Annotated in this window: 16 protein-coding genes and 1 pseudogene; 12 read left to right on the top strand and 5 right to left on the bottom strand. The window is 73.3% G+C overall.

Annotated features, from left to right (window positions below; genetic code table 11):
• Positions 1–55: 55 nt before the first annotated feature.
• Both ACQP0N_RS04065 and upp read right to left on the bottom strand, forming a co-directional pair.
• The gene (locus ACQP0N_RS04065; RefSeq protein ID WP_433117654.1) at positions 56–733 is read right to left on the bottom strand and encodes a GOLPH3/VPS74 family protein; all 678 of its coding nucleotides are present in this window, start codon (positions 731–733) and stop codon (positions 56–58) included.
• Between the two features lie 74 nt (positions 734–807).
• The gene (gene upp, locus ACQP0N_RS04060; RefSeq protein ID WP_357130340.1) at positions 808–1440 is read right to left on the bottom strand and encodes a uracil phosphoribosyltransferase; all 633 of its coding nucleotides are present in this window, start codon (positions 1438–1440) and stop codon (positions 808–810) included.
• A 124-nt stretch (positions 1441–1564) separates the two neighbouring features.
• On the opposite strand from upp, the gene deoC reads away from it, so the two are divergent.
• From deoC to ACQP0N_RS04010, 10 genes are all read left to right on the top strand, one after another.
• Positions 1565–2593 carry a deoxyribose-phosphate aldolase gene (gene deoC / locus ACQP0N_RS04055; RefSeq protein WP_433117652.1) on the top strand — a complete coding sequence of 343 codons (1029 nt, stop codon included), beginning with the start codon at positions 1565–1567 and terminating at the stop codon, positions 2591–2593.
• A 6-nt stretch (positions 2594–2599) separates the two neighbouring features.
• Positions 2600–4030: an aldehyde dehydrogenase family protein gene (locus ACQP0N_RS04050; protein ID WP_433117650.1), complete on the top strand. Its 1431-nt coding sequence runs from the start codon at positions 2600–2602 to the stop codon at positions 4028–4030.
• A complete protein-coding gene (locus ACQP0N_RS04045; RefSeq protein ID WP_433117648.1) occupies positions 4023–4847 on the top strand; it encodes an aldehyde dehydrogenase family protein in 825 nt (274 codons plus the stop codon). The genes ACQP0N_RS04050 and ACQP0N_RS04045 overlap by 8 nt, the downstream gene beginning before the upstream one ends.
• A 332-nt stretch (positions 4848–5179) precedes the next feature.
• The gene (locus ACQP0N_RS04040; protein WP_433117646.1) at positions 5180–5641 is read left to right on the top strand and encodes a BlaI/MecI/CopY family transcriptional regulator; all 462 of its coding nucleotides are present in this window, start codon (positions 5180–5182) and stop codon (positions 5639–5641) included.
• Positions 5642–5648: 7 nt separating this feature from the next.
• Positions 5649–6554 (top strand): M56 family metallopeptidase, encoded by a 906-nt coding sequence (locus ACQP0N_RS04035; RefSeq protein WP_433117644.1) that lies wholly within the window; start codon positions 5649–5651, stop codon positions 6552–6554.
• A gap of 237 nt (positions 6555–6791) precedes the next feature.
• Complete coding sequence (locus ACQP0N_RS04030) at positions 6792–8045, top strand: cytochrome ubiquinol oxidase subunit I (RefSeq protein ID WP_433117642.1); 1254 nt, start codon at positions 6792–6794, stop codon at positions 8043–8045.
• Positions 8046–8056: 11 nt separating this feature from the next.
• Positions 8057–9064 carry a cytochrome d ubiquinol oxidase subunit II gene (locus ACQP0N_RS04025; protein ID WP_433117640.1) on the top strand — a complete coding sequence of 336 codons (1008 nt, stop codon included), beginning with the start codon at positions 8057–8059 and terminating at the stop codon, positions 9062–9064.
• Entirely contained in the window at positions 9061–10737 is a 1677-nt protein-coding gene (gene cydD, locus ACQP0N_RS04020; protein ID WP_433117638.1) for a thiol reductant ABC exporter subunit CydD, read from the top strand. Before ACQP0N_RS04025 ends, cydD begins: the two co-directional genes overlap by 4 nt.
• Positions 10734–12533 carry a thiol reductant ABC exporter subunit CydC gene (gene cydC, locus ACQP0N_RS04015; protein ID WP_433117636.1) on the top strand — a complete coding sequence of 600 codons (1800 nt, stop codon included), beginning with the start codon at positions 10734–10736 and terminating at the stop codon, positions 12531–12533. Before cydD ends, cydC begins: the two co-directional genes overlap by 4 nt.
• Positions 12534–12601: 68 nt before the next feature.
• Complete coding sequence (locus tag ACQP0N_RS04010) at positions 12602–13276, top strand: permease prefix domain 1-containing protein (RefSeq protein WP_433117634.1); 675 nt, start codon at positions 12602–12604, stop codon at positions 13274–13276.
• Between the two features lie 12 nt (positions 13277–13288).
• On the opposite strand, the gene ACQP0N_RS04005 is transcribed toward ACQP0N_RS04010, so the two are convergent.
• Positions 13289–13630: a PadR family transcriptional regulator gene (locus ACQP0N_RS04005; RefSeq protein ID WP_433117632.1), complete on the bottom strand. Its 342-nt coding sequence runs from the start codon at positions 13628–13630 to the stop codon at positions 13289–13291.
• A gap of 160 nt (positions 13631–13790) precedes the next feature.
• Between ACQP0N_RS04005 and ACQP0N_RS04000 the strand changes: the two genes are divergently transcribed.
• Together ACQP0N_RS04000 and ACQP0N_RS03995 are read left to right on the top strand one after the other, a co-directional pair.
• A complete protein-coding gene (locus ACQP0N_RS04000; RefSeq protein WP_433117630.1) occupies positions 13791–14765 on the top strand; it encodes a DNA primase in 975 nt (324 codons plus the stop codon).
• A gap of 63 nt (positions 14766–14828) precedes the next feature.
• Positions 14829–17210: pseudogene (locus ACQP0N_RS03995) on the top strand (transposase).
• 382 nt (positions 17211–17592) lie between these two features.
• Here ACQP0N_RS03995 and ACQP0N_RS03990 read toward each other — a convergent pair.
• Complete coding sequence (locus tag ACQP0N_RS03990; RefSeq protein ID WP_334628720.1) at positions 17593–18186, bottom strand: GTP-binding protein; 594 nt, start codon at positions 18184–18186, stop codon at positions 17593–17595.
• A 1-nt stretch (position 18187) separates the two neighbouring features.
• Positions 18188–18565, bottom strand: coding sequence for a DUF742 domain-containing protein (locus ACQP0N_RS03985; protein ID WP_355049313.1), 378 nt, complete (start codon positions 18563–18565; stop codon positions 18188–18190).
• Positions 18566–18588 lie beyond the last annotated feature (23 nt).

The following is an 18588-nucleotide window of genomic DNA, read 5'->3' as shown; positions in this document are numbered from 1 at the left end:
GTTGCGTGGGTTGAAGCAGAGCAAAGGGAGCAGCGGAGGTGGCTGGCCCCGACGGTCAGGCGCGCTTGCCGAGTGCCTGGTCGACGGCGATGGCCAGGGCGGCGACGACCAGGCCGACCGACGGGCGGACGACCGAGTCGTCGGTGCTCACCTGACCGGAGAAGCCCGCGCCGGTGGCGATCTCCTCCAACCGGCGGCGGGCGGTGGCGGCCTCCTCGCCGCTGACGCCCAGCGCGGACTCCATCCGCAGCACGACGACCAGGGTGGCGAGGGCGGCGGTCCGCTCGTCCGGGGCCGCCGCGCCGGCCAGCGCGTCGGCGAGCCGCCGGCGGGTGTCCGCCTCGACCGAGGTGTCCACCACCGGGTAGCGGTGTACGTGGATGAAACCCAGTTCGGTCTCATCGACATCGCGGACGACACCCTGGGCGCACAGGTCACCGAGGATCTTGTCGCGCAGGCCGTGGCGCAGGCGCTGCACCCACGACGCCGGAGTGTGCGGGGTGTCGGCGGCGATCCGGGCCAGCACCCCATCGGTCACCGGCTCGCCGGTGGGCGTCGGGTCGACCACGGTCAACGACCCGTCCGCGTACGCGATCCGGCCGGCCAGTGCCAGCTCGACCAGCACCGCGGCAGCCATGCCCAGGTCCAGGCTGATCCGGGGCATGGTCGCCTTGCCGGTCGAGTCGTCGTAGGCGAGGAGCAGCAGCTCCTCGGCGAGCGCAACACCAGTCATGGCCGGAGACGGTAGCGGGTCCGCGCACCACGGCGCGCGGACCCGCCGGACCCGGCACCGACCGGGTGTCCCGCTCAGAACCGGGGCATGCCACCGAACTGGCGGTCGCCGGCGTCGCCGAGCCCGGGGACGATGAACATCTTGTCGTTGAGGCCCTCGTCGATCGAGGCGGTGACCAGGCGCAGCGGCAGGCCGGACCGCTCCAGCCGCTCGATGCCGACCGGCGCGGCGAGCACGCAGAGCACGGTGATGTCGGTGCAGCCCCGATCGGCCAGCAGCCGACACGAGTGCTCCAGTGAGCCGCCGGTGGCGAGCATCGGGTCGAGCACCAGCACCGGCAGGCCGGCCAGGTCCCGGGGCAGCGACTCCATGTAGGCGCGCGGCTCGTAGGTCTCCTCGTCGCGGGCCAGGCCGACGAAGCCCATCGAGGACTCGGGCAGCAGGCCGAGCGCGGCGTCCGCCATGCCCAGGCCGGCCCGCAGCACCGGCACCAGCAACGGCGGGTTCGCCAGCCGGGTGCCCTCGGTGCCGGTGACCGGCGTCTGCACCGGGTACCGCTCGACGGGGAAGGTGCGCGCCGCCTCGTACACCAGCATGGTGGTCAGTTCGTGCAGCGCCGCCCGGAACGTCGAGGAGTCGGTGCGCGCGTCCCGCATGGCGGTCAGCCGGGACTGGGCCAGCGGGTGGTCAATGACGTGTACGTCCACGATCGCTCAACCTACCCGTCCGGTCGGCGTGCCGGTGGGGGTGCGGGCGGACCGGCGACCTCGCTCACGCCCGCAGCCGCCGTGACCAAGATCACTCAGCGGTTCCGTGCGTAGACTTCTCGGCATGACGGCGACAACGACGTCGGCCCGGTCGGACCTCTCCGAGCTGGGACGATCCGAGACCGCTCTGCGGACCTTCCTGCACGGCCTGCCCGGCGTGGACCAGGTCGGCGCGGAGCAGCGGGCGGCACAGCTCGGCACCCGCTCCATCAAGACCACCGCCAAGGCCCAGGCGATCGACCTGGCGATCCGCATGGTCGACCTGACCACCCTGGAGGGCGCGGACACCCCCGGCAAGGTGCGGGCGCTGGCCGCGAAGGCGCTGCGCCCGGACCCGGCCGACCTGTCGTGCCCGCACGTCGGCGCGGTGTGCGTCTACCCGGCGATGGTCCCGTACGTCGCCGAGGTGCTGCGCGGCTCTGGTGCCGGGTCCGGGCGGCCATCCGGCGGAGCTGGACATGCGGGCGGCGCCGCGCCGGCCGGACTTGGCATTGTGCACCTGGCCAGCGTGGCGACGGCCTTCCCGTCCGGCCAGGCGCCGTTGGAGATCAAGCTCGCCGACGTCCGGGCCGCCGTTCAGGCCGGCGCCGACGAGATCGACATGGTGATCAACCGGGGGGCCTTCCTGGCCGGCCGGTACCAGGAGGTCTACGACGAGATCGTGGCCACCAAGGACGCCTGCGGTGACGCCCACCTCAAGGTGATCCTGGAGACCGGCGAGCTGGCCACCTACGACAACGTCCGCCGCGCCTCCTGGCTGGCCATGCTGGCCGGCGGCGACTTCATCAAGACCTCCACCGGCAAGGTCCCGGTCGCGGCGACGCTGCCGGTGACCCTGGTCATGCTGGAGGCCGTCCGCGACTTCCGCGCGGCCACCGGACGGCAGGTGGGCGTGAAGCCGGCCGGCGGCATCAAGACCACCAAGGACGCGATCAAGTACCTGGTGATGGTCAACGAGACCGTCGGCCCGGACTGGCTCGACCCGGACTGGTTCCGCTTTGGCGCGTCCAGCCTGCTCAACGACCTGCTGATGCAGCGCACCAAGCTGACGACCGGCACCTACTCCGGTCCCGACTACTTCACCCTGGACTGATAGCCGATGTTCGAATACGCCCCCGCCCCCGAGTCCCGCTCGGTGGTGGACCTCAAGCCCGCGTACGGGCTGTTCATCGACGGCACGTTCGTCGACCCGACAAACGGCGGCAGCTTCAAGTCGATCAACCCCGCCTCCGAGGAGGTGCTGGCCGAGGTCGCCGAGGCCGACGCCGAGGACGTGGAGCGTGCCGTCAAGGCCGCTCGCAAGGCGTACGACAAGGTCTGGGGTCCGATGTCCGGCCGGGACCGGGCGAAGTACCTGTTCCGGATCGCCCGGCTCATCCAGGAGCGCTCCCGCGAGCTGGCCGTCCTGGAGTCGCTGGACAACGGCAAGCCGATCAAGGAGTCCCGCGACGTCGACCTGCCGCTGGTCGCCGCGCACTTCTTCTACTACGCCGGCTGGGCCGACAAGCTGGAGCACGCCGGGTTCGGCCCCGGCCCGCGGCCGATCGGCGTGGCCGCGCAGGTCATCCCGTGGAACTTCCCGCTGCTGATGCTGGCCTGGAAGATCGCCCCGGCGCTGGCGGCGGGCAACACGGTGGTGCTCAAGCCGGCCGAGACCACCCCGCTGACCGCGCTGCTGTTCGCCGAGATCTGCCAGCAGGCCGACCTGCCGGCCGGCGTGGTCAACATCGTCACCGGCGCCGGCGACACCGGCCGCGCGCTGGTCGAGCACCCCGGCGTGGACAAGGTCGCCTTCACCGGCTCGACCGAGGTCGGCCGGGCCATCGCCCGGTCGGTCGCCGGCACCCGCAAGAAGCTGACCCTGGAGCTGGGCGGCAAGGCCGCCAACATCGTCTTCGACGACGCGCCCATCGACCAGGCCGTCGAGGGCATCGTCAACGGCATCTTCTTCAACCAGGGGCACGTCTGCTGCGCCGGCTCGCGCCTTCTCGTCCAGGAGAACGTCGCCGACCGCGTGCTCGAGTCGCTCAAGCGGCGGATGGCCCAGCTCCGCGTCGGCGACCCGCTGGACAAGAACACCGACGTCGGGGCCATCAACTCCGCCGCCCAGTTGGAGCGCATCCGCGAGCTGTCCGACGCCGGCTCCGCCGAGGGCGCCGAGCGCTGGTCGGCGCCGTGCGAGCTGCCCGACCGGGGCTTCTGGTTCGCGCCCACCATCTTCACCGGGGTCACCCAGGCACACCGCATCGCCCGCGAGGAGATCTTCGGGCCGGTGCTGTCGGTGCTCACCTTCCGCACGCCGGCCGAGGCCGTGGAGAAGGCCAACAACACGCCGTACGGGCTGTCGGCCGGGATCTGGACCGACAAGGGCTCCCGCATCCTGTGGATGGCCGACCGGCTGCGCGCCGGCGTGGTCTGGGCCAACACGTTCAACAAGTTCGACCCCACCTCGCCGTTCGGCGGCTACAAGGAGTCGGGCTACGGTCGCGAGGGCGGCCGGCACGGGCTGGAGGGGTACCTCAATGTCTGAGCGGGTCGCGGTACGCAAGACGTACAAGCTCTTCATCGGCGGGAAGTTCCCGCGCAGCGAGTCGGGACGGTCGTATCTCGTGCAGTCCTCGAATGTGTCACTGGCCTCCCGCAAGGACGCCCGGGACGCGGTGGTCGCCGCCCGCGCCGCCGTGAAGGGCTGGGCCGGCGCGACCGCGTACAACCGGGGTCAGATCCTCTACCGGGCCGCCGAGATGCTGGAGGGTCGCCGCGAGCAGTTCGTCGCGCTGGGCATCGGAGGCGACGAGGTGGACGCGGCCGTGGACCGCTGGGTCTGGTACGCCGGCTGGGCCGACAAGCTAGCCCAGGTGTACGGCGGCGCGAACCCGGTCGCCGGCCCGTACTTCAACCTCTCCGCGCCCGAGCCGACCGGCGTGGTCGCGGTAGTCGCCCCGGAACGTCCGGCGCTGCTCGGCCTGGTGAGCGTGATCGCCCCGGCGATCGTCACCGGTAACACGGTGGTCGTGGCGGCGTCGCCGTCCGAACCGCTGGCGGCGGTGACGCTGGCCGAGGTGCTGGCGACGTCCGACCTGCCCGGCGGCGTGGTCAACATCCTGACCGGCGCGATCACCGAGACCGCGCCCACGTTGGCTTCGCACCTGGACGTCAACGCGATCGACCTGACCGGGGTGACCGACGCGTCGCTCGCCACCGAGCTGGAGGTCAAGGCGGCCGAGAACCTGAAGCGGGTGCTCCGACCGGCCCCGGCCGACCACGACTGGACCGCCGACCCCGGGATGACCCGGATGACGGCCCTGCTGGAGACGAAGACGGTGTGGCATCCCAAGGGGGTGTGATCGTTCTGTCCTGGCCTCTTGGGTTTTCCGGGGGGAGCCCGCCCACTCCGGGCGGTCAGGCTTGATCCCTGCGTGGGCGGGCTCCCCCCGGAAAACCTGACGTGGGCCACGCCCGTCGGGTGGGTCAGCTTGCGGGTGCCGCCCGACGTTGAGTTGCCGGTCGGCGGGGTTGCTGCGGTCGAGGCGGCCAAGATCTGCGCAACTTTGGGGATGTTGCTGCTTCCGAAGCGCTGGAGGCAGCAACATCCCCGTTCTTGTGGGGATCTTGCGGTGGGTGACCAGCGTCCGGGCCGCCCGGGGGCGGGGTCTACTACCGGGGGTAGGATTGGGTTGTGACTCGGTTGGGCGATCTTGAGCGTGCGGTGATGGACGTGCTGTGGGACGTGGTCCCGGGCACGTCGGACGGTGTGACCGTGCGCGAGGTCGCCGACGCGCTCGATGGCCGCGAACTGGCGTACACGACGGTGATGACCGTTCTCGACCGGCTCGCCGGCAAGGGCATGGTGCAGCGTGAGCGGGAGGGTCGCGCCTGGCGGTACCGGCCGGCGGCCAGCCGCGAGGCGCACATCGCCCAGCTCATGCTCGATGCCCTCGACCTGGGCGGTAGCCGGGACGCGGCGCTGGTGCGCTTCGCCCGATCGGTGACCGGCACCGAGGCCGAGGTGCTGCGGGCGGCCCTCGGCAGCGAGGCCGGGCTGACCGGGCCGGGTGCGACCGCCGGCGAGGCCGGGCTGATGGACCGCGTTGATCCGCCGGCGGGCCGACGGCCGGCCGACGAGACAGCGGAGCGGTAGGCCCGTCATGGCCTACGCCGTGCACTTCGCCGCCACCATGCTGGCCTGCTATCTGACCGCGCAGGTGCTGGCCCGTTCCACCTGGACGTGGCGCAGCCCGCGGGTGGCGATCGTCTGCTGGCAGGCCGTCGGGTTGGCGTTGGGCCTCTCCGCGATGGGGCTGCCGATGGCGCTCGGGCTGGCGGCGTACGACCGGCCCACCGGGAGCGCCCTGCTCGCCTTGACCAGCGATCTCGCCCACGGCACCCTGCCGATCGGTGTGACGGCGCTGCACCTCGCCGGCGTCGGGGTGGGCTTCGGCATCGGCGCGGTGCTGGTCACCACGACCGTCCGCAGCATCCACGGCACGATCCGCGCCCAGCGCCGGCACCGGGACCTGCTCACCCTGGTGGCCCGGGACGACCCGGCCGCCCCGGGGGCGCTCGTCCTGGACCATCCGAGCGCCGCCGCGTACTGCCTGCCCGGGGTGAAGCCGCAGGTGGTGGTCAGCGCGGGCACGCTGAGCCTGCTGGACCGGGCCGAGCTGGCCGCCGTGCTCTCGCACGAACGCGCCCACGCCCACGAACGGCACGACCTGGTGCTGCTGCCGTTCACCGCGCTCTGCCGGGCGCTGCCGTGGTTCGGCTGGGTGCGTGACGCGCACGAGCGGGTCGCCCTGCTGGTCGAGATGCGCGCCGACGACAAGGCCCGCGAGCTGCACGCCGAGGCCCCGCTGGCGGGTGCGCTGCGTCGCTTCGCGGCCGCCGGGCACCGGGTCACTCCGGCCGGCGCGCTGGGCCTGGGCGACCGCGATCTCGACGTACGCGTCCAGCGCCTCCTCGTCACCGACCGACCGCCCCGCGCTCTCGGCGCCACCGCCCTCGCGGTAGCCGCAACCCTGGTCTCCCTCCCGCTAACCCTCTTCCTGACCTAACCCCCCTCGCCCCCGCCCCCGGGGTCGCGCCGATCTTGCACTTCCTGTTGTTGATACAGGCGGTTAAGCCCTTTTTGTGACCGCAGCAAGTGCAAGATCGCGGGGGTCTGGGGGCCTGGGGTGATCTTGGGGGCAGTGCGATCTTTATTACTACGTGGCGTAGTAGTATTAATACGTAGTCATGCTACGTGTAGGGTTGCTATGACAAGGGAGCCAACAGCTAGGAAAGAGCCGGCCATGGACACGCTGCTCCTCGCTCGCCTCCAGTTCGCCACCACCACGTCGATCCACTTCCTGTTCGTGGTCGTCACGCTCGGGCTCGTCACCCTGCTGGTCGGCATGCAGACCGCCTGGGTGCTCACCGGCAATCCGAAGTGGGAGCGACTGACCCGGTTCTGGGGCCAGCTCTACGTGATCAACTACGTGCTCGGCATCGCCACCGGCATCGTGATGGAGTTCCAGTTCGGGCTGAACTGGAGCGGCCTGTCGCGCTACGTCGGCAACGTCTTCGGCGCCCCGCTGGCGATCGAGACACTCGTGGCGTTCTTCCTGGAGTCCACGTTCCTCGGCATGTGGATCTTCGGCTGGCACCGACTCGGCAAGGGCGTCCACCTGGCGCTGCTCTGGGGGGTGGCGCTCACCGCGTACGCCTCGGCCTTCTGGATCATGGTGGCGAACTCCTGGCTGCAACACCCCGTCGGGTACGAGGTCCGCGACGGCATCGCCCACCTCACCGACTTCGGCGCGCTGCTCACCAATCCCAGTCTCGGCATGGCGTTCGGGCACGTGGTCTCCGCCGCGCTCCTGGTCGGCGGGATGCTGATGGCGGCGGTCAGCGCGTGGCACCTGATCCGACGTACGCCCGACTTCGCGCTCTTCCGCACCTCACTGCGGATCGGCCTGGTAACCGCGGCGCTGGCGATCAGCCTCGTGCAGGGCTTCGGGTTCGCGCAGTTCGGGCCGGTCGGCGCCGTACAGCCGACCAAGTTCGGCGGGAACAGTCCGGAGGCGCAGGCGCTGATCGGCGAGTGGACGACGCGGTTCGGCCCCGGCGACTACACCCCGCCGGCCCTGGCCAGCGTCGGGCTGGGCTTCATGATCCTGATCGGCTTCACGCTCGGCTGTGTCTGGTTCCTGCTGCCGCTGCTCTTCCGGGACTGGATCATCCGGCTGCGCTTCCCGCTCTGGCTGATCCTGCTCGGCGCGCCGCTGCCGTTCGTCGCGGTGATCCTCGGCTGGATCGCCCGGGAGGTCGGCCGCCAGCCCTGGGTGGCGTACGGGCTGCTCCCCACCGAACAGGCCGTCTCCGGGGTCGGGGCACCGGTGATGCTCGCCTCGCTGATCGGCTTCAGCCTGCTGCTGGGCACCCTCGCCGTCACCAACTGGGTGCTGCTCGCCCGGCACGCGGGCCGCGGCGCCGCCGACCCGGCTCTCGGCCGCCCACCGGCCCCACCCACCGAACCGGCCCAGCCGGAACCCGTGCTCGCCTGAGGAGATCACCCGTGGACCTCGCCTGGTACGCCCTGCTCGGCCTCTTCTTCGCCAGCTACCTCGTGCTCGCCGGCTACGACTACGGCGTCGGACTGCTGCTCGCCCGGGGCGGCACTGCGGCTGGACGGCGGGCCGCGCTCACCGCACTCGGGCCGTTCTTCCTCGGCAACGAGGTCTGGCTGGTCGCCGCCGTCGGCATCCTGTTCGGCGCCTTCCCGGTGCTGGAGGGCGAACTGCTCGCCGGCTGCTATCCGGCGGTCGCCGGCGCGCTGGTCGGGGTCGTCCTGGTCACCGCCGGGGTGCAACTGCGGAGCCGACCGGGCGACGAGCGGGTCCGCGCCCGCTGGGACCGCGTGATCGTGGTCGGGAGCGCCCTCGCCGCGCTGGGTTGGGGCGTGGTGCTGGCCGCGCTGCTGCAGGGCGTACCCCGCCAGGCCGACGGGCACGTCGCCGGTGTGTCGCACCTGGCCACCCCGTTCGCCGCCGCCGCCGGGCTGGCCATGCTCGCCCTGGTCGCGGTGCACGGTGCGACGTTCCTCACGCTGCGCCTGCCATCCGAGGCCGCCGCCGTGGCCGGACGCACGGCCCGCCGGCTGGTGCCGGTGGCACTCGCCGCGGTCGGCCTCGCCACCGTCGTCGGCCTGCTCTCCGACCGGGTACGCGACGCCGTCCAGCGACCGGCGGTGGCCGTACTCCTGCCGGTGTTGCTGGTGGCGGCGCTGCTGGCGGCCCGGACGGCGCTGACGCGGCGGCGGCCGGGGTGGGCCCTGGTCGCCACCGGCGCGGCCCTGGCGCTGCCGGTGGCGCTGGTCGGCGCGGCCCTGTGGCCCTACGTGCTGGTGTCCACGGCCGACCCGGGCGCCTCCCTGACGGTGGCCGACGCCGCCGCGAGCGCGCCGACGCTGCGGCTGCTGGGCTGGGTGGCGCTGCCGCTGCTGCCGGCCCTACTAGGCTTCCAGGCGATGTGCTGGTGGGTTTTCCGGGGACGGACCGACGGTAGGGCACCGGTGTACTGGTGAACCGCCGTCCGTTCGACCCGCGTCTGCTGCGTCGGGTCCCCGCGGCCCGGCGCGATCTCGCCGTGCTCGCGCTCCTCGGCGTGGCCGCCGCCGCGTTGATCGTCGCGCAGGCCACCGCCCTGGCGGCGGTGCTGGCCACCGCCTTCGACGGGCGCCTGAACCGGCCGGCGCTGGCGGGTTTCGTGCTCGCCGTCGCGGCCCGTTCGGCGCTCGTCTGGGCGCAGGGCACGGTGTCCGCGCGGGTCGCCGCCACGGTCAAGGCCACCCTGCGGGCCGACCTGCTGGGCGCGGTGGGCCGGCACGGGCCGGGCTGGGTGGCGGGGCAGCGGGCCGGCGAGCTGGCCACCCTGACCGGGCGCGGGTTGGACGCGCTGGACGCGTACTTCACCGGATACCTGCCGCAGCTGGTGCTCAGCGTGACGGTGCCGGTGGCGGTGCTGGCGCGGATCGTCCTCGCCGACTGGAGCTCGGCGCTGATCATCGCGTTGACGCTGCCGCTGATCCCGGTCTTCGGCGCGCTGCTGGGTTGGCAGGCGCAGGCCGCCACCGAGCGGCAGTGGCGACGGCTCGCCCTGCTGGGCGGGCACTTCCTGGACATGGTCGCCGGGCTGCCGACCCTGCGGGCGTTCGGTCGGGCCCGGGCACAGACCGAGGTGGTACGCCGGATGGCCGACGGGCACCGGCTCGCCACCATGAAGACGCTGCGGATCGCGTTCCTCTCCGCGCTGGTGCTGGAACTCGTCGCCACGCTCTCGGTGGCGCTGGTCGCGGTGCCGGTCGGCATCCGGCTGCTCGGCGGCGGGCTGGCCCTGCACACCGCGCTGCTGGTGCTGCTGCTCACCCCGGAGGCGTACCTGCCGCTGCGGGCAGCCGGCAGCCGTTTCCACGCCAGCATGGAGGGGCTGACGGCGCTGGACGAGGCGCTCACCGTCTCCGCCGCGCCGGCCACCCCCCGCGCCGCCGAGGGCGCGGCCGTCCCCGACGGGCGCGGTGAGATCCACCTCGAGGCCGTGACCGTGGCGTACGAACGGACCACCGCGCTGCGCGACGTGACCCTGACCATCCGGCCCGGCGAACGGATCGCCGTCATCGGGCCCAGCGGCGCCGGCAAGAGCACCCTGCTCGGTCTGCTGCTCGGCTTCGTGACGCCGACCGACGGCCGGGTCACCGTGGACGGTATCGACCTCGCCACCGCCGACCTGGACGCCTGGCGTCGACAGCTCGCCTGGGTACCGCAGCGCGCCCACCTGTTCGCCGCCTCGCTGACCGACAACATCCGGCTCGGCGCTCCGGACACCCGAGCAGAGGCGGTCGCCACCGCGGTGCGGGACGCGGCCCTGGACGACGTGGTCGCCGGCCTGCCCGACGGCCTCGACACGCTGCTCGGCGAGCGCGGCCACGGACTCTCCAGCGGGCAGCGGCAGCGGGTGGCGCTGGCCCGCGCGTTCCTGCGGGACGCGCCGGTGGTGCTGCTCGACGAGCCCACGGCGCGGCTCGACACGGCCAGTGAGGCGGTGGTGCTCGACGCCACCCGCCGGCTGGTCGCGGGCCGGACCGCGCTGCTGGTCGCGCACCGACCGGCGCTGCTGGCCGACGCCGACCGCGTCCTGCGCGTCGAGGACGGGCGGGTCACCGAGCTGACGCCCGAGCCGACTCCGAAGGTGGCCCGATGAACACCGTGCCAGAGCCGGTGGACCCCGCGCCGGAGGCCGACGCCGTACCGACCGGGCGGGTCGCCGCCGAGCGTGCCGTACTGCGGCTGGCCCGCCCGTACCTGGGTCGCCTGGCCGGCGCCGGGCTACTCGCCGCCGCCACCGAGTTCGCGGGTCTCGCCCTGATGGCCACCGCCACGTGGCTGCTGATGAGCGCCGCCGGCCGGCCCCCACTGGACCGCCTCACGGTGGCGATCGTCGCGGTCCGGGCCCTCGCCATCAGCCGGGGTGTCTTCCGCTACGCCGAACGGCTCGCCGGGCACGACGCGGTCCTGCGCATGATCACCGACGTCCGGGCCCGGGTCTTCGCCACCCTCGCGGCCCGTCGCCACATCGGGCACCGCTCGGGGGACGTCCTGAGCCGGCTGGTCTCCGACGTCGAGGCGGTCCAGGACCTGCTGCTGCGGGTCCTGGTGCCCGGCGCGGCGGCGGCCCTGGTCGGGGTGCTGGCGGTGTTCGGGGCGGTACTGATCTCCCCACCGGCCGCCGGTGTGCTCGCCGTCGGCCTGGTGGTCGCCGGTGTGGCGCTGCCGGCGCTGGCCACCGTGGTCACCCGACGCAGCGCGGCCGAGGTGGCGCCGCTGCGTGGCGCGTTGGCCACCGACGCCGTCGACCTCACCCACGGCGCCGCCGACCTGGCCGCGTTCGGAGCGACCGACGCCGCGCTGCGCGCCGCCGAGCAGCGGGCCGCCCACCTGGCTCGCCTGGAACGCCGGTTGGCGGCCACCGGCTTCGCGGTGGACGCGGTCGGGGTGCTGGTCGCCGGGCTGACCGCCGCCGCCGTGGTGCTGGTCGCGTTGGCCGCCGACGTACGGGGTGTCCTCGTCGGGGTGCTGGCCGTCGGCACCCTCGCCGCCGTGGAGGTGGCGCTGGCCCTGGTCTCGGCGGCCCGGCAGTGGACCCAGTTGCGGCCCGGCCTGGCCCGGGTCGCCGCTCTCCTCGACGCCGCCCCGCCCGCCCACTCGCCCTCCGCCGCCGGGGTGGAACCGTCCGGCCCGCACGACCTGCGCTTCGTCGAGGTGAGCGTGCGGTACCGGGCCGGCGCCGCGCCGGCGCTGGACCGGGTGAGCCTGGACCTGCCGGCCGGTCGGCGCATCGCTGTCGTCGGCCCGAGCGGCGCCGGCAAGAGCACCCTGGCCGCGGTGCTGACGGGTGCGGTCCGCCCCACCGCCGGCCACGTCACCCTGGCCGACCGCGACCTGTCCGCGTACGGCGAGGAGGAGTTGCCCCGGGTCGCGGGTGGGCTGCTCGCCGAGGCGTACGTCTTCCACGCCACCGTCCGGGAGAACCTGCTGCTCGGCCGGGCCGGCGCGAGCGAGGCCGAGCTGACCGGGGCGATGACGGCCGCCGGCCTGCTGGACTGGGTCCACGCCCAGCCGGCCGGCTGGGACACCCTGGTCGGCGAGGAGGGCGGTCAGCTCTCCGGCGGTCAGCGGCAGCGGCTCGCGCTCGCCCGGGCACTGCTCGCCGCGCCGCCGGTGCTGGTGCTCGACGAGCCCACCGAGGGGCTGGACCCGGCCGCCGCCGACGCGGTGCTCGCGTCCGCCCTCGCCGCCACGCCCGCCGGGCACTCGGTCCTGCTGATCAGTCACCGGCTCAGCGGGCTGGCCGGCCTCGACGAGATCGTCGTCCTCGACGGCGGTCGGGTGATCCAGCGGGGCCGGCACGCCGAGTTGGTCGCCATCCCCGGCTGGTACCGGGACCAGTGGCTTCTCCAGGCAGCGGCGGAGCGCGGGTACCTGGCGTTCGCGCCCTGAGGTGATTCGGGGACGGACCAGGGTTCTCCCCGACGTGGACTCTCGCGCCCCCGTGGCAGGGTGGTGGCATGCGGCATGCGAACGACTTCCTGGTCGAGGAGCACCTGCGGGACCTGGGCTCCCGGTTGCAGGGCCCGGCGCGGTTGAAGTCCGAGCTGTTGACCGAGGCGCGTTCCGACCTGCTGGACGCCGTCGACGCGTACCGCGAAAGGGGCGTGCCGCCCACGGAGGCGCAGCGCCGGGCGGTGGCCGAGTTCGGCGCGCCGGCGCAGGTGTTGCCCTCCTGGCAGGCGGAGCTGGCGGTGGCCGCTCTGCGCGGCCTCTCCCTGCGGATGCTGGCCGTGGCCGGGGTCCTGGTGGCCGCCGGCGACCTCACGTGGCGCGGGTCGAGCTGGAGCGCCGGTCCGCAACCGCCCGCGGCCTACCGGCTGCTGTCCGCCTCGGTCGACTGGATCTGGGTCGGCGGGCTGCTGCTCGCGGTGACCGGTCTGCTGGTGATCTCGGCGAGCGCGCGGTCGTCACGACCTCACCTGGCGGTGGCGCAGCGAGCGGTGGGCATCGGCCTGACCGGCACGCTGGCCCTCGGTATGGCGGCCGGCGGCGCCCTCTTCGTGTGGTCGATCGACCTGTGGGACGCGGCGCTGACCTGGCCGCCGATGATCGTCGGCATGGTGGTGGTGGGTGCGGCGAACTTCTCGCTGAGCCGCGCGGCGCGCGGCTGGGTGCGGGCCACCGCCCGCTGACCCGGTCGCCGCTCAGGCGGGGGTGACGGGCGGGCCGTCGGGGTCGAGGAACCGACCGACCGTCACCCGGAACTCCTGCCACCCGGCCCGCTCCCCGGCCAGCGCGCGGCGGCCGGAGTCGGTGAGCTGGTACGTCCGCCGCTCCCGACCGTTGACGGTGCTCCAGGTGCTCGCCACGTGCCCGGCCCGCTCCAGCCTGCGCAGCGCCGGATAGATCGTGCCGGTGGGCAGGTCGAGGCTGCCGTCGCTGCGCGCCCGCAGGGACTCGATGATGGCGTAGCCGTGCAGCGCCCCCTGTTCGAGGACGGCGAGCAGAAGGGCGTCGAGGTGACCGTGCAGCGACTGGGCCTTCATGCGTAGCTACGCTACTTGTCCGGCGGCCGGTCCGCCACCATCGCGCACCCGCAGGTACGAGACGTTCCTCGGCCGGGCACCGGGGTGCGGGCTCCGGGCTTCCCGAGTCGCCGACTAGGGTATGTGCCCAGAGTCACTCGCCGGTCGGAGACCCCGGTGGGTGGGCAACCCGAAGCACACGGAGGTCAGCGTGGCCCGCCAGTCGCCCCAACGGCCCGACGCCGACGAGCCCGAGCTCGACGACACCACCGGCCCGGCCGAGCCAGACGAGGCCGACGAGGCCGACGACACCCCCCGCGCGGCCGTCGACAGGTCGCTCTGGGAAGAGCTGCGGATCGACCCGGTGGAGATCGCGCTACCGGCGGGTACCGGCTTCACGCTGCGCGCCTACCGGACGGCCGGCTCGCTGACCCCGACCGACGTGACCGAGCGCGACCAGGACGACCCGTTCCTCGCCCGCCGCCAGGTCATCGAGGACGAGGACGACGAGACGGTCGTCATCCTCGACGAGGAGCTGGCCGAGGAGTTCGCCGACGCCGACGAGGAGGAGAAGTCCTCGCGTCGTCGCCGCGACGGCGACGCCGACGCGGACACCGACGCGACCGTCGACGAGGACGAGGACGAGGACGCCGCCGACGAGGCGGACGACGAGGAGGTGCCCGTCTTCCTCAGTCACCGGGGCAAGCTGCTGCTGTTCAAGACCCCCGAGTCGCTGGTCAGTTTCGTCCGATCCGGCGCGCCCAACGATCTGTCCCAACTGGACAGCTGGAATGAATTGTCCGAACGGGTGGAGCCGGCCGACATCGTGCCGCTCGACGAGGACACCTACGAACTCGACCTCGTCGTGGAGAACCTGCGGGGCGGCCACGACACCTGGGACTCGACCCTGCTGATCGAGGCCGGCGAGGTCGCCCGCGACCTGTCGTACGCGTTGCGCCTGCCTGCGGTCCTGGACATGCTCTCCGCCGGCTCCAGCCTCGACGACCTGGACGAGGCGCTCCGCGCCACGGCCAACGGCGGCATCGGCGCCTTCATGGGCCGGCGACGGCTGAAGAAGATCGGGGCACAAACCGCGAGTTTGGGTTGGCGCACCATTGTCGGCAAGATCTCTGCGGTGGTGGACTGGCGCGACTGACCCGTACCGGGGAGCATCAGTTGCTGGCAGTAGGAAGACCTGTCCCGGAGGGAGGACGACGCCGTGGCGCTCGTGCGCGTGTACTGCGGTCTGGCCTCGGCGGATCCGGCTGACCGACCGGCCTCGGCCGGCTCGACGCTGACGTCCGCTGTGGTCGACGACGCAGGCCGTCTGCTGCATGTCTGCGAGATCGGCGACGACGCGGCTGGCTACGCCCAGCTCGTCGCGCTGCTCGTGGAGCGGTCGGGCGGGCCGAGCGGTGCGGCCATCGCCGCCGACAGCGACGACCACACGGTCACCTCGCTGTTGAGCGCGGCGGGTCGGCCCCTGGCGATCGCCGACGACGACTCGGTGGACGACTTCGCCGAGCGCTTCGCCGACGACGACTCCCTGGAGGAGATGCAGTCACCCCCGGCCGAGCGCCGGGCCGTCGGCCTGGCCCGCGCGTTGCAGGCCGGCGCTCTCTCCGCCGTCACACTGCCGGCTCCCCGGGACCTCGCCGGCTACAAGCAGGTACTCGCCGCCCACGCCGCCCTGGCCAGTGGGCGGCACTCCGCCGCCGTAGCGCTGCGCGAGGTGCTGCGGGAGCTGTATCCGGCGGCGCTGCGCGCGTACCCGGACCCGGCCGAACCGGTGTCGCTGGCCGTGCTGGACGCACTGCCCGAGCCCGGCATGCTCGGCGGCACCATCGCCCGTGGCCGCGAGGTCTCCGTCGCCGCGGACGCCATCGCCGCTCACCTCGCGGCGGACGGGGTCGCCGACGCCGAGGAGATCAACGAAGCGGTCACCGCGCTGCGGGTCGCCATCTCGGAGACGCCACGTCGCGCCGCCGTCAACCGGGCGCTCACCTCCGCCGTGGCCGAGACGGTCCGGCAGGCCGTCGCCTCCGTACGGGCCTGCGACGCGGGCTGCGAGGCGCTGGTGAGCGCGCTCAGCGCCCGCGTCAGCACCCCCGCGCCGGCGCCCGGCCGCCGGGCCGCCGCCCGACGCGGCGAAACCGTCGGCGAGCTGACCGGTCTCGCCGGCACGGGCGCGGGCACCGGCCTGCGTCCCGTCCGACCGACCCCCACCCCCGCCGAGCCCACGCCCGTCGGTGGCCGACGCAGCCGGCCGGAGCCCGCCCCGGGCAACTCCCCTGGCCTCGCCTCGACCCCTCGGCCCGCCGCCGGTCGCACCCGCTCCGGTCACCCCGCCACCGGTCGCGCCCGCCCCGGTCGCACCGGCCGCCGTGGCCGGCCCGCCGGTGTCCGCGCCACCCGGTCGTGCCGAACCACTCCCGAGCCGGATCGACGGCCCGACCAACCGGCCGGTTTCGTCGCCCCCGCCCCCGCCACCGGGAATCACCCCGATCGCGCCGGCCCAGCGCGGCGCGGTGCCACCGGCTGAGGCGGGCGAGCCGTTCCGGCCCACGCTGACCACCGCCGCCATCAACAGCGCTCGCGCCGAACGGCAGCGCACGGTCATCCCGCCCCGCCCGAAGACCAACGGCGAACGGCAGAGCCACCCGCAGCGGCCGTCGGTCCAGGACCCACCCACCGGTGGGTTCAGCGTCACCGACCTCAGCATCCCGGTGCCCGCTCCCCGGCCGGAGCAGGAGTTGTCCGCGCCGCCGGGCTCCCGGGCGAACTGGCCTCTGGTCAACAACCCGGAGGACCCGGCCGACAGCTCGCCGAACAACCCGGTCGCCTACCCGTACGGCAACAGCCGTGGCGTCGAAGCCCCGACGGACCCGGGTCGGGCCGACGGGCGGGTCACGCCACCCTGGCTGGCCGACGACCTGCCCCAGGAGCCTCCCATGCTGCGGCTGGTCGAGCCGCCGCCGCTGGCCGACCGGGCGCTGCGGGAAGGGCTCAACCCGCCCTCGGGCGAGCCTCGCCTGGACACTCCGCCGTTGCGGCTGGTCGACCGTGAGCAGGCCAACCGCAACAGCCGTCCGGCACCGCTCGTCGAGCGGGCCACCGAGCACCGGCCGCCGCCCCGGTCGAGCACCGGCCGCCGCCGGTCGCCGACGAGGGTGACGGCGACCTGCTGATCTTCGCGCAGGCCAAGTCCGCCTGGTTCGTGGGCCACGGCGAGGACGAGTCCGACCTGGACTGGTCGACCACCGCCGACACCGGATGGCAGGCCGCCGAGCAGGCCGCCCGCCCCGCGGTCGGCGCCGAGACCAACGCCGGCCTGCCGAAGCGCGTTCCGCAGGCCAACCTGGTCCCGGGTTCCCCGCTGCGCGAGGAGCGTCCACTCCGGATCGTGCGGGACGCGGCGAGCCTCGCGGAGAACACCACCGGCTACTTCCGTGGCTGGCGTCGTGGTCAGGAGATCGGCGGGTTCGCCGTGGGCGGTCGTCCTGGCCGCGAGGCCGCCGGTGGTTGGGACTTCAGCCGCGACCACGGGGACCGCGACGACGACCGCGAGTACGAGTACCGTTCGGCCGGCTACCAGTCCTGAGCGTCACTGACATCTGAGTCACGTTCCGCCCTCCGCCGTCAGGCGGAGGGCGGAACACGTCTGCCAGCACGCCCCACGCGTCACCCGGGGGCGGCACAGTGCTCAACGCCGCTGTGCGGGGCTGGAACCGCGAGGGCTGGCGCAGCGGCAGGTCGGTAGCGACGCAACCGCTCATGGGCTACCTCAGCGGGCGGACGGGGTATGCGAATAGCCCTTTGCTCTGCTTCAACCCAGGAAACACCTGACGTCCGGTAGCCGGACACTCGGTGTTTCCTCCGCTGAAGCAGAGCAAAGGGCGCGAGGTAGCAGGTGGCCCCCGCTTCAGGGCGCACTCGACGCCCGGTGGCGGCCAGGGCCACCACCGGGCGCGGAAGCCTCCCGGTCAGGCCGGGGCGACGGCGCGGGTACGACGCATGGTGAGCACGTACTCGACGAGCGAGATCAGCACGTGCTTCGTCGACTCCCGGTTACGGGCGTCGCAGGCCACCACCGGCACGTCGCTCGAGATCGCCAAGGCGTCCCGGACGTCCTGCGGGTCGTGGTACTGCATCCCGTCGAAGCAGTTGATGGCCACCAGGTACGGCAGCCGCCGGTGCTCGAAGAAGTCGATCGCCGCGAAGCAGTCGGCCAACCGGCGGGTATCCACCAGCACGACCGCACCGATCGCACCCCGCACCAGTTCGTCCCACATGAACCAGAATCGGGTCTGACCCGGCGTACCGAACAGGTACAGGATCAGGTCACGGTCGATCGAGATCCGGCCGAAGTCCATGGCCACCGTGGTCGTCGTCTTGCCCGGCACCTGCCGGGTGTCGTCGACGCCCACGCCGGCCGAGGTCATGATGGCCTCGGTGGTCAGCGGCGTGATCTCCGAGACCGAGCCGACCAGCGTCGTCTTACCGACGCCGAATCCACCGGCGATAACGATCTTCGCCGACGTCACGCGCCCACTCGGGGTCGGTGGGCGGTGCGACATGTCAGAGCCTGCGAAGTCCACTCAGCACCCTCTCCAGCAGTTCAGTGCCCACCGCGTCGTCGGAGTCGTCCAGGATGGTCGGCTCGTGGACCGCGACCAGGCCGTCCGTCGCCATGTCGGCGATGAGCACCCGGGCCACACCGAGCGGCAGCTGCATCCGCGCCGCGATCTCCGCGAGCGATTGCACGCGTCCGTCACACAGCGCGGCGATGTACTGGTGTTCGCGGCCCTGGCCGCCGCTGCCATTGGCAGTGGCCCGGCCGCGCACCGTCGTCTCGACGAGCGCCTCCAGCGCGATGTCGAGCCGGGGACGGGTTCGACCACGGGTCACGGCGTATGGACGGACCAACGCTCCGGTCGGTTCGTCACGATCGGACATGTCGCCGCTCACCTCCTTCGCAC

It is taken from the genome of Micromonospora sp. CA-246542, assembly GCF_050942905.1.
Taxonomy (GTDB): Bacteria; Actinomycetota; Actinomycetes; order Mycobacteriales; family Micromonosporaceae; genus Micromonospora.
The sequence above is the reverse complement of the archived record's forward strand: the minus strand, read 5'-3'. Positions and strand labels throughout refer to the sequence as shown.